The organism is Rhizobium mongolense USDA 1844 (assembly GCF_000419765.1).
Lineage (GTDB): Bacteria > Pseudomonadota > Alphaproteobacteria > Rhizobiales > Rhizobiaceae > Rhizobium > Rhizobium mongolense.
Window position 1 is genome coordinate 1 of sequence record NZ_ATTQ01000059.1, and the last position, 12,093, is coordinate 12,093.

10 protein-coding genes are annotated in these 12,093 nt (G+C 60.5%); all 10 read left to right on the forward strand.

Translation table 11 applies throughout. The features are described 5' to 3' along the window. Window positions 1–512: 512 nt before the first annotated feature. Window positions 513–851, forward strand: a complete 339-nt coding sequence (locus A3C3_RS0136350) for a hypothetical protein (protein WP_022719383.1) — start codon at window positions 513–515, stop codon at window positions 849–851. Between the two features lie 147 nt (window positions 852–998). After that, window positions 999–1,205, forward strand: coding sequence for a hypothetical protein (locus A3C3_RS0136355; protein WP_022719384.1), 207 nt, complete (start codon window positions 999–1,001; stop codon window positions 1,203–1,205). A 179-nt stretch (window positions 1,206–1,384) separates the two neighbouring features. Beyond that, complete coding sequence (locus tag A3C3_RS0136360) at window positions 1,385–2,191, forward strand: pseudouridine synthase (protein WP_022719385.1); 807 nt, start codon at window positions 1,385–1,387, stop codon at window positions 2,189–2,191. A gap of 14 nt (window positions 2,192–2,205) precedes the next feature. Next, a complete protein-coding gene (locus A3C3_RS0136365) occupies window positions 2,206–2,892 on the forward strand; it encodes a phosphoribosyltransferase (RefSeq protein WP_028740310.1) in 687 nt (228 codons plus the stop codon). Window positions 2,893–2,995: 103 nt separating this feature from the next. Further along, window positions 2,996–4,741, forward strand: coding sequence for an SLC13 family permease (locus tag A3C3_RS0136370; RefSeq protein WP_022719387.1), 1,746 nt, complete (start codon window positions 2,996–2,998; stop codon window positions 4,739–4,741). 74 nt (window positions 4,742–4,815) lie between these two features. Beyond that, window positions 4,816–5,760, forward strand: coding sequence for a phosphoribosylaminoimidazolesuccinocarboxamide synthase (locus A3C3_RS0136375; protein ID WP_022719388.1), 945 nt, complete (start codon window positions 4,816–4,818; stop codon window positions 5,758–5,760). Window positions 5,761–5,870: 110 nt separating this feature from the next. Further along, the gene (locus A3C3_RS0136380) at window positions 5,871–6,473 is read left to right on the forward strand and encodes a TetR family transcriptional regulator (RefSeq protein WP_022719389.1); all 603 of its coding nucleotides are present in this window, start codon (window positions 5,871–5,873) and stop codon (window positions 6,471–6,473) included. Window positions 6,474–6,632: 159 nt separating this feature from the next. Next, window positions 6,633–7,853: an efflux RND transporter periplasmic adaptor subunit gene (locus A3C3_RS0136385; protein WP_022719390.1), complete on the forward strand. Its 1,221-nt coding sequence runs from the start codon at window positions 6,633–6,635 to the stop codon at window positions 7,851–7,853. Between the two features lie 47 nt (window positions 7,854–7,900). Further along, window positions 7,901–11,005, forward strand: a complete 3,105-nt coding sequence (locus A3C3_RS0136390; RefSeq protein ID WP_022719391.1) for an efflux RND transporter permease subunit — start codon at window positions 7,901–7,903, stop codon at window positions 11,003–11,005. Between the two features lie 158 nt (window positions 11,006–11,163). Then, window positions 11,164–12,093, forward strand: a 930-nt coding sequence (locus A3C3_RS0136395; RefSeq protein ID WP_022719392.1) for an efflux transporter outer membrane subunit, incomplete at its 3' end; no start/stop codon positions are given.

Consider the following 12,093-nt stretch of genomic DNA (forward strand, 5'->3'; position numbering starts at 1 on the left):
TTTCTCTTTCTTCTCATCTTCAATTGTCAAATAACAGACCAGACATATCCAGTCACAAGGCCAAACCGAAACCCGAAAGTCCCAGCCCCAATCAGCAATCCAGCCAATCCGGAAACCCAAGAGCGAAGGACATCGTCGCCAGCAGCGCCGCCGCCCTCGTTCAGTGACGCGGCTTATACGGCTAACCCTCAGACATAGTCAACACCGACAATCCAACTTTTTTGACATTTTTGTAACAGACTGTTTTCGCTCACGATTTTAAGGCAAAATTATTCACAGGACCGCTTCTCACCGCGCTTCCTCGAGGAAAATCTTTATCAGCCGGTCAAACATCGCTCAAATTCACCTTTCCGCCGGCAAAAAATTATTCAAAAACAGCCGTCAAACGCGGATTTATGGTTAACAAACTGTAAAGATCGGCGCCGAAAGAACGAGCACGGCCGCTATCAGCCAAAATCGGAACCTAATGCGGCTTGTCGTGTTCTTCTCCTATCACAACAAAGGAGAACGACATGGCTGCCAATACCGATGACATCCGCACGTCTGTGAGCAAGGACATTGCCGCGCTTCAACAGGAAGTGTCGCGCCTACAGAAGATGATTTCCGCTCAGGGCGCCGAAGCCTATTACGAAGTGCGCGACCGCGCCGGCAAGGCCATTGATGAATCGCTGCCTCGCGCAAAGAACGCCGTTGCCCAGATCCGCGCAGAAGGTGTGGCCGCAGCCGGTGCTGCCCGCGAACATGCGGCGGCAACGACAACCGCCCTCATCCTCGCTGGTGCATTGGGCTTCCTTGCCGGCTACCTGCTAGGTGGTCATCAACAGTCGCAGCCGCAACATTGGTGGCGCTAGGCCAGCTTACTACCGCAGCGCACAATAAGAATGATTATTTGGGACCCCGCCGATCGGAAATTCGGTAGGGTCCATAAATACTTATGTCTTAGAAAAACCAATTTTTAATGGCAGGAAGGCAAGCATAATAATGAGGGAGGACACAACATGGAAAACAAGAAGGCGAATTGCATCGTCGAGGTCAGCGTAGACAGCGCGACCGGCCGCCGTGCAGTTGGCATCATGAATATGCGCCAGGCGCTCGAATTGCCAGAAATGCTGAGCCTGACCTATACCCATCCTGACCCGGTGAAGGCCGCCGCCGGCATCGTCGTCAATCGTCAGGAACTGGCAGGCTTCCTCGCCTGCCACTAAGGCCGGCCAGGTTTTACAAAATCAGTAACGAAACCGCCGGCGCGGACGATCCTGTTCGGCTGCATTCAGCGCGCGCTTCCCCTGCTCTCATTATTCCTTTGAGTTTTCGCCGCCTTCGCTGGCGTCCGTCTGCCGTTCGTGCAAAGAATGCGGCATTGCAACCAGGCAAGGACGGCTGAGTGGGAGAGCGGCGCCAACCGCAGAAATTGCGTGAACGCGAGAAAGCCGGCGCGGATACAGGCGGCAAGCGGGTCACCCTGCCGCGCGCGCTTTCGAAGCTCGGATATTGTTCCCGCACCCAGGCCGAACGCCTGATCGCCGACGGCCGTGTTGCGGTCGATGGGCGGATTATCCGGAATCTCGACGTCTGGGTCGATCTTCAATCAGCAAAGCTTGCAGTCGACGGCGCACCGATCGCCGCCGAGGCGAAAATCTACCTGATGTTGAATAAGCCGCGCGGGCTGCTGACGACCCGGTACGATCCGGAAGAGCGTCCGACGGTCTATGACTGTCTGAAGGAATTCGACATTCCGCATCTTTCACCGGTCGGCCGGCTCGACAAGGCAAGCGAAGGCCTGCTGCTGTTTACCAACGATACCGAGTTCGCGCAGGCCCTGCTCGATCCGATCACCCATGTGACCAAGACCTATCATGTGCAAGTCAACCGCATCATGGATGCGGAATCGCTGGCCGAAATGACATACGGGATCCGGCACGACGGCGAAGTGCTGACAGCGACGGCCGCACGGCTCTTGCGAAGCGGCGACCGCAACTCCTGGATCGAGGTGGAACTCGACGAGGGCCGTAACCGGCAGATCCGCCGCATGCTCGAAGCCACCGGTGCCGAGTGCCTGCGGCTGGTGCGGGTTGCAATCGGTGGGCTTAATCTTGGAGAGCTGCCGAAAGGCTCGGTGCGCGCACTGACAGAGGCGGAGCTACGCGACCTGAAGCGGCGGACGGGCATGGAAAGGACCGGACGGAATTGATGCAGAAGGACGATATCGCCCCGCATGAGTTCTGGCAGGAGCTCCATGCCCCGGGCAGCTTTCCGGCAGATGGCGATTTCACCTCGTTCTATGTCGCGGAACTGCAGGACCGCCGCCAGCTTCGTCTGCCGATCCGGGTGCTTGCCGACAGCGAACACGCGCTCGCCTCGCTGATCGTCAACCAGGCGAGCTTCGCCGTGCTCGATGCTCTCGCCGGGCAACTGGCGGCAACGATCAGGCACTTTGACATCGATATCGTCGCAGGCCTGCCGACGCTCGGGTTGACGTTTGCTGCAGCAGTTGCCCAGAAGCTCGGACACGCGCGCTACGTGCCCTTGGGCACCTCCCGGAAATTCTGGTATCGCGACGACCTTTCCGTGGCCCTGTCGTCGATTACCACGCCGCAACAGCAGAGGCGTCTTTATATAGACCCCCGCATGCTGCCGCTGCTTCAGGGCCGCCGTGTCGCGCTGATCGACGATGTCATTTCTAGCGGCAGTTCCATCGTCGCGGGCCTGCAATTGATGACGGCCTGCGATATCGAGCCTGTCGTCATCGCCGCGGCGATGCTGCAATCCGAACGCTGGAAGGAAAAGATCGCCGCTGAAGGCGCCCAATGGCCCGACCGCACCATTGGCGTCTTCGCGACACCGATACTCGAAAGAACGGCAGAAGGCCGCTGGCGCGCGCCCACTGCCTGACCTCGCACAATATGAGGATTTGTTCGATCTTTCCGCGCGCCCTCCCTATACAGCCCTGTCCGGATGGCTACATTCCGCTGACGGTTGAAACGCGAGCCCGCCCATGACGTTCGAGCAAGCATCCCTGCTGATCCTTCTCTCGGCAATGCTCGTTCTGTTCTCCCTGAACCGTATCCGCATCGAGGTCGTGGCGATCGGCGGCCTGCTTGCCGGGTATGTGCTCCGACTTTATCCGGCCGATCAGGTCTTTGCCGGTTTCGCAAGTCCCGTCGTCATCACCGTGGTCGAGATTCTACTGATCGTTCAGGTGCTCGCCCGCGCGAAACTCTTTGACAGCCTCGCCGCACGTTTTGCAGCCGCCGGACTGTCCGGCTTCACGGTGATCGCCAGTCTTTCTGCGGTCACAGGCCTCATCTCGATCTTCATGAACAATATCGGCGCCTTCGCGATCATGCTGCCTGCAACGCTGCGCATCAGCAGCGTCATGGATATCCCGCGGCGCCAGCTCGTCATGCCGATTTCCTTCGCGGCACTTCTCGGCGGTCTCGTCTCGCTGATTGGAACGCCGGCCAATCTGCTTGTCAGCGATGCATTGGCCAAGGCAACGGGCTCCGGCTTTCATTTTTTCGATTTCGCCTATGTCGGCCTTCCTGTCGCCATCGCCGGAATATTGCTGATGGCGGTTCTCGTTCCGCAACTGTTTCCCGAAACGGACGACCAACCTGCGGCTGCGGCGCCAGCCCGACGGCGCATCGTGACGGAACGGCGCATTCCTGAGGGTTCGCCGCTCGCCGGCGTACGCCTTCTCGATTGCTCCAGCCTCTTTGAAATCCAGCCGCACGCATTGATCCGCAACGGCCGGTTCGTCTTTGGCCCGCTCGATCAGTCGACGATCGAGGCAGGCGATAGCTTGCTTGCCGAAGGCGCCGATGCGGTCTTTGCCGGTCTCGCCGCCTCGGCTGCGCTCGTTCCAGAAGCTCATCCGAATGGATTGCAGGCGGATTTCACCCGCATTGAAGCAGTCGTCATGCCGGAGAGCACGCTAGTCGGCTCGCGAATCCGCTCGTTAGAGGTCTTTAAAAGCCGGAGCGTCAGGGTTGCCGCTCTCTCCATGCGGTCACCACGGATCGAAGGCCGCTTCGAGGATTTGCAGCTCTCGATCGGCGATATCCTTCTGCTCGAAGGCCCGCGCGAGGCGGTCGCTGAAGCGCTTGAGGAATGCGAATGCCTGCCGCTCGCCTCCCAGCCTGCAGACGAGGCGACGTCGAATGCGTGGCAGCCCTTCCTGGTCTTCGCTGCTGGCGTGACGCTTTCGGCTGTCGGGCCGGTCCGCCCGGAGATCGCATTTGCGGCTGTCGTGCTCGTTCTTGCGCTGATGGGCTATCTCAACCTCCGCCAGGCCATGGCAGACATCAACTGGCCGATCATCATCATGCTGGCCGCGATGATCCCGATCGGCTCGGCTGTTGCCGCAACAGGCACGGCCCAGTTGGTCGCCGATTGGCTGAGCCTGCTCGTGCCGATATCCATGCCGCTTGCCGGCATCGCGCTCCTGCTCTTCATCGCCATGGCGCTCACGCCTTTCGTCAACAACGCGACAGTGGCAATTGTGCTCAGTCCCGTTGCGCTGGAATTCGCGGAGGCGGCACACCAAGCCCCGGCCCCCTATCTGATTGCCGTTGCCGCCGGCGCATCGCTCGATTTCCTGACGCCGTTCGGCCACCACAACAATACGCTGGCGATGAGCATCGGCAGCTACCGCGTCTCCGACTTCCTGCGCGCCGGCAGTCCGCTGGCGTTTGCTTCCTATTTTCTGACCGTTCTTCTGGTCGCCCTGATCTGGCTTTGAAAGCCATTTGCTTGACATCCCCTGCAATAAAACTAGAGCAAGGTGAAACCCCGCGACAAAGGACTATCGAGCCCGTGCGAATTCTTTCCGAAGCCCATTTCCCCGAACTGCCGAACTATTACCGCGGCAAGGTGCGCGAGAACTACGACCTTCCGGATGGCAGCCGCATCATCATCAGCACCGACCGCCTCAGCGCTTTCGACCGCATCCTGACCTGCATCCCATATAAGGGCCAGGTGCTGACGCAGACGGCGCGCTATTGGTTCGAAGCGACCAAGGATATCTGCCCGAACCACGTCATTGCCTATCCGGACCCGAATGTGGTCATCGGCAAGCGGCTCGACATTCTGCCCGTCGAGGTCGTCGTCCGCGGCTATCTCGCCGGCACCACCGGCACGTCGATCCTCACTCTTTATAAGAAGGGCGAGCGCGAAATGTACGGCATGCGCCTGCCGGACGGTATGCGCGACAACCAGCGCCTGCCCGAGCCGGTGATCACGCCGACCAGCAAGGAATTCGACGGCGGCCATGACGAGCCGCTGACGCCTGACGAGATCGTCAGCCGCGGGCTGCTGACGGCGGAACAGTGGGCAACGCTTTCGAGATACGCGCTCGCGCTTTTCGCACGCGGCCAGGAAATGGCTGCGAAACGCGGCCTCATCCTTGTCGACACCAAATACGAATTCGGAACCGACAAGGACGGCAATATTATTCTCGCCGACGAAATCCACACGCCGGACAGCAGCCGCTACTGGCTCGCGGACAGCTATCAGCAGGCCTTCGACGTCGGCACGCGCCCCGCAAGCTTCGACAAGGACTTCGTCCGTGCCTGGGTCGCCGAACGTTGCGACCCCTACAAGGACGAGATCCCGGAGATCCCGGTCGAATTGGTCGAGCAGACATCGAAGGTTTACATCAAGGCCTGTGAGGCGATTACCGCCCAGTCTTTCGTGCCGGATGACAGCGGCGAAACCCCGGTTGCCCGTGTGCGAAGCAACCTTGCGCGCTATTTCCCTTAAAAATCCGGAACGAACCGCCCGAAAGCCGCCTGTGCGCTTGCGGGATTTCGCCGGGAGGCGTTAGCATGTGCAAGGAAGGGGTGCCGGCCGGAAGGCCGGCGGGGGAACGAATGGCACGAAGGCCGCGGCGTAAGGCCGAGGAAACGCGGGAAGACATTCTGTCGATGGCCGAGTTGCTGTTTCGCCAGCGCGGTTTCGTCGCCGTATCGATCGCCGACATCGCCTCCTCCCTCAGCATGTCGCCTGCCAATGTCTTCAAGCATTTTCATTCGAAAGTGGCGCTCGTCGATGCCATCGCCGAACGGCATCTCGGCGACGCCACCGAGCGCTTTGGCTCTTTCGACCGGAACCTCCCGCCGAAAGAGCAACTGCTGCGTTTCGTGCTTCGGCTTCTCGACAGCCACCTTAAGGACATTCAGGAAAATCCCTACATCTTCGAAATGGTGCTGACGACAGTTCAGGCGAAGCTCGAAGCAGGTAATCGCTATCGCGAGCGAATTGAGCACAAACTCGAAGAAATCATCCGCGAGGGGGTGAGCGCCGATCATTATAAATGTTCCGATCCGCGCCGCGCCGCTCATACCGTTGCCGATGTTCTTGCATCGGTGCTGCACCCCGTGCTGATCGCCCGTGACGATAAGGATACACTTGTGCACAGGGCTGAAGAGATCGTCTGTTTTGTAGATATCGCACTGCAAAATAGCGCTTGCTAAGTGACGATCATTGAATTACGTCACTTTCGTAAATCTTTTCTTAAGTCCGGATCGAAGGGTATTTGAATCCCGCTAATCACGCTCCTTATATGGATACAGCGCTCCGTCGCCGGAGCCGGTGATCCGATCCGCAAAATGCTAACCGCAAGGGAATTCAGCATGATACGGCGTGGCTTCATCATTTCTTCAGCTTTGGTGCTGGGCGGATTGCTTACTGCCTGCAGCGACAGCGGCAACAACCCGACCGGCGGCGCGGGTGGGCCCGCAGCGGCGGCTCAGCAGGCAGCCCCGGTCGGTGTCGTGGCGCTGAAGAAGGACACGTTCCCGGTCACGACGATCCTTCCGGGCCGGGCCGAGGCCTATCAGACCGCCGATATCCGTCCGCAGGTCAGCGGCATCATCCGTGAAATCGCCTTCAGAGAAGGCAGCGAGGTGAAAAAGGGCGATCTCCTCTATCAGATCGAAGACGCGCCTTATGTTGCGACCGTCGAACAGGCCAAGGCGGCAATCGCCAAGGCCGAAGCCAGCGTGCCGAGCGCGCAGAGTAATTTCGACCGCTATCAGCGCCTCGTCGGCAGCGGCGCGACGCAGATCGAATTCGAAACGGCAAAGACCACTCTTCTCCAGGCTCACGCTGAGGTCGAATCGGCCAGGGCCACCCTTGCCTCCGCGCAAATCGATCTCGACCACACGAAGATCGTCGCGCCGTTCGACGGCGTCATCGACGAGACGGCCTACAACGTGGGCAACGTGGTGGCCGCCAATCAGACAACGGCGCTGACGACGATCCGCCAGCTTGACCCGATCTATGTTTCGCTGACCGAATCGAGCACCAATCTCCTGAGGCTCCGTGATGCCTTGACATCAGGCACCGTTCGGGGTGAAGGCGCCGATGTCGCCTTCCGGCTCATCCTGGAAAACGGCAAGGAATACGCCCAGAAGGGCAAGCTGGATATGTCGAAGCAGATCGTCAGCGAGACGACCGGCACGTTCATCATCCGCGTGCTCTTCCCGAATCCGGATCTCGTCATTTTGCCGGGCATGTATGTGCGCGCAACCGTCGAACTTGGCGCCGAGGTCGGCTATGCGCTGCCGCAACTGGCCACCAGCCGCGACGCGACCGGGCGTCTGACGGCGCAGTTCATCTCCGCTGATGGCAAAGTCGAGACACGTGTCTTCGAAAACGCCTCGCCCTCCAACAATTCCTGGCTCGTGACCGACGGCGTGAAGGATGGCGATCAGCTGATCGTCAGCGGTCTGCAGTCGATCGCGCCCGGCATGCCGGTTACGCCCGTCCCCATGAAGATCAATGAAAGCGGTGTGGTCGTGGCCGCCGAGCAGGCAGCGGCCGGTAACGCCCAGAAGCCGGCCGCGCAGTAGGACGCGCCCGCCTCTAACGTTGATCCAAGCCGCACAGGAATAATTTGATGGCCAAGTTTTTCATCCGACGCCCGATTTTTGCCTGGGTCATTGCGATTACCATCATGCTCGCAGGCTTGCTCGGCATCTTCACGCTGTCGATCTCGCAGTATCCGGACATCGCACCCACGACGGTGCGCATCAACGCCACCTATCGCGGTGCGAGCGCTGAAACCGTCGAGAAATCGGTGACGACGATCATCGAAGACGGCATGACCGGCCTTGATGACCTCACCTACATGACTTCGACCTCGTCGACCGGTTCGGCGAGCATCTCGCTGACGTTTGGAACAAGCGTCGACCCGGACATCGCGCAGGTGCAGGTCCAGAACAAGCTGCAGCTCGTTCAATCGCAGCTTCCCGATGACGTCATCGATGCCGGCATCAGCGTCACGCGATCGACCTCCAGTATCCTTTTGGTCGGCTCGCTGGTCTCGACCGACGGCAAGCGGAATTCCGTCGACCTCGGAAACATCCTGTCTAACCAGATCGAAGATCAGATCCAGCGTCTCGAAGGCGTCGGCAGCATCAATATCTTCGGTTCGGGTTACGCCATGCGCGTCTGGCTCGATCCCTTCAAGCTGCAGAAGTATCAGCTGACGCCAAGCGACGTAACCTCGGCTATCGAGGCCCAGAACACCCAGGTCTCCGTTGGCTCGCTGGGCGCACAGCCGCTCGTCGAAGGCCAGCAGCTGAACGTTACGATCACCGCGCAGAGCCAGCTGACGACGGTCGCGGACTTCGAGCGGATCATTCTGAAAGTGGAAAAGGACGGCTCGACAGTCCGCCTCAGCGACGTCTCGCGCATCGAAATCGGCCAGGAAAGCTACGGCGGCTCTTCGCGCTACAATGGCCAGCCCTCGAGCGGCTTTGCCGTCAACCTCGCGATCGGCGCCAACGCCATCGATACCGCAGAGCGCGTTCGCTCGGCGCTCGACACGATCGGACGCGGCCTGCCGGAAGGCGTGGAGATCACCTATCCCTACGACACGACGCCCTTCGTCGAGCTGTCGATCGAAAAGGTCGTCCATACCCTCATCGAAGCGATCGTTCTCGTCTTCGTGGTTCTTCTTGTCTTCCTGCAGAACCTGCGCGCGACGCTGATCCCGACCATCGCCGTGCCGGTGGTGCTGCTTGGAACCTTCGGCATTCTCGCGGCAACGGGATATTCGATCAACACGCTGACCATGTTCGCCATGGTTCTCGCAATCGGCCTTCTCGTCGACGACGCTATCGTCGTTGTCGAGAACGTCGAGCGCATCATGTCGGAGGAAAAGCTGTCGCCGCTTGAGGCGACCGAGAAGTCGATGGGCGAAATCACCGGCGCCATCGTCGGCATCGCGCTGGTTCTGACCGCCGTCTTCATTCCGATGGCCTTTTTCGGCGGTTCGACCGGCATCATCTACCGTCAGTTCTCGATCACCATCGTTTCGGCCATGCTGCTTTCGGCCCTCGTCGCCATCGTGCTGACGCCGGCACTCTGCGCGAGCATGCTGAAACCGGTCGGCGAACACAGGAAGCACCGCGTCGGCGACTGGTTCAACCGCAACTTCACGCGCTCGACCAATGGCTACGTCCGCACCATCGGCTACCTGTTGAGGCGTCCGATCCGGGTCATGTTGGTGTTCCTGCTCGTCGGCGCCGGTTGCGCCTATCTGTTCACGCGCCTGCCGAGCTCGTTCCTGCCGCAGGAAGATCAGGGCGTTCTGCTGACGATCGTCACCACGCCGCCCGGATCGACCACGCAACAGACCCAGGCGGTCGTCGAGAAGGTCGAAAAATACTATCGCGAAAACGAGAAAGACTCCGTTGAGTCGGTCTTCGGCGCCCTTGGCTTCAGCTTCAACGGCTCCGGCCAGAACAGCGCGATCGTCTTCACCAAGCTCAAGGACTTCTCGCTTCGTACCGATCCCAATCAGCACGCGCAGGCGATCGTGACGCGGGCGCTCAAGACCTTCTTCACCTTCCGCGAAGCGCAGGTCTTCGCATTGCTGCCGCCGGCGATACAGGGTCTCGGCGTGTCCAGCGGCTTCTCGATGTACCTCGTCGATACCGGCGGACACGGCACGGCTGCGCTCGACACCGCCTCCAAGCGACTGATCCAGATGGCCAATGCCAGCGGCAAGGTGGTCGCGCTCCGCAATAACAACAAGGAAGTCGAGCCGCAGATGCGGATTGCCATCGACCAGGAGAAGATCGGCGCCATGGGCGTCGATATATCTGCGGTCAATGCGATGCTCTCTGTCATCTTCACCGGCCGCGACGTCAATGACTTCACGCTGAATGGCGAGATCAAGCCGGTCTACGTGCAGGGCGATGCGCCCTTCCGAATGCAGCCGACTGATCTCGACCACTGGTATGCCCGCAACTCTTCCGGCGAAATGGTTCCTTTCTCCGCCTTCACCACGACGGAATGGGTCAAGGGTGCCCCGACGCTCGCCCGCTTCAACGCGGTCAGCGCGATCCCGCTCGAGGGCGCTTCGGCGCCGGGCGTCAGCTCCGGCGACGCCATGAACGAGATGGAGGCCCTGACTGCACAGCTCGGCGGCGGCTATACGGTCGCCTGGCAGGGCATTTCCTATCAGGAGCGGCTCTCGGGTTCGCAGGCGCCGATGCTTTATGCAATTTCGGTGCTCGTCGTCTTCCTTTGCCTCGCGGCACTCTACGAAAGCTGGTCGATCCCGTTCTCGGTGATCATGGCGGTGCCCGTCGGCGTGCTCGGCGCGCTTATGGCTGCGACCCTCTTCGGGCAGGCGAACGACGTCTACTTCAAGGTCGGCCTTCTGACGACGATAGGTCTCGCAGCGAAGAACGCGATTCTGATCGTCGAATTCGCCAAGGACCGGATGGAGACCGGAATGGGGCTCTTCGAGGCGACTCTGGAAGCGGCAAGGCTGCGTTTGCGCCCGATCATCATGACATCGCTTGCCTTCATTTTGGGCGTCGTGCCTCTTGCCGTCGCCACCGGCGCGGGCTCCGCAGCCCAGAACGCAATCGGCATCGGTGTTCTCGGCGGCATGCTCGCGGCGACGGCGCTCGGGATTTTCTTCGTGCCGTCCTTCTTCGTTGTCATCCGACGCGTATTCTCCCGCCGCAAGAAAATTGTGGCGTGAGTGTGATAAAAATGCACTGCCAGAATGAATGAACCATTGATACATTGCCCGCGGACTGCTTCGGCGTGGTGTACCTCGTTGGGACGAAGCGCGGCCGACGGCAAAGCATGATGCTTTTGGCAAGAATTTAGACTTGGTCGAGTTACAGGAAGAAATGAATGATATCTCTTCGTTTTGCTACACCGGCACTATTGCTTTTGCTGGCCGGCTGCGTGAGCGGACCGGACCACACGCCTCCGGAGATGCCGCTGCCGGCAAAATTCGGTGAGGGCAGCACCAAGAATATCGGTGATGTTGCGACGGTGGCCTGGTGGTCGGCTTATCGCGACAGGCAGCTCGACAGCCTGGTGGCGCGCGGCATCGACCAGAACCTCGACGTGCTGCAGGCGATGGAGCGCATCAATTCGGCGTCCTCGAATGTGACGGTCGCCGGGGCCGGTTCGCTGCCGAGCCTGGTGGTCGGCGCCTCGCACACGGTGTCGGGCCAGATGGGCTCGGAGCGCACCCGGGTGGGTGCTACCAACACCTCCGGCGGCGAGGCCAATGTCTCCTGGCTGCTCGATCTCTTCGGCCAGTACCGCCGCTCCAAGGAAAGCGCGCTGGCCTCGCTCGATTCGGCCTATGCCAGCGCCGACGTGGCCCGGCTTGCCTTCCTGCAGGATCTCGTCTCGACCTATATCGACGCCCGCTTCTTCCAGGAGCGCATTGCGCTGTCGAAGGCCAACCTGCAATCGCGCCGCGAGACCTACGACCTGACCAAGTTCCAGCTGGAAGCCGGTGCCGCCTCCAGGCTCGACGTCGTCCAGGCCGAGGGCCTGGTGCAGTCGACGCAGGCCGAAATCCCCGGTCTGGAAACCAACTTCCGCGTCTCGGCGCATCACATCGCCACGCTGCTCGGCCTGCCGGCCTCCTCGCTGATGGCCGAACTGCAGAAGGGGTCGGCCCAGCCGGTCTACCGTGCCGGCATCATCTCCGGCNTCCCGGCCGACCTGATCCGCAACCGTCCCGACATCCGCGTGGCCGAGCGCAATCTGGCAGCGGCGACCGCCAATATCGGCGTCGCCCAATCGCAGCTTTATCCGTCGATC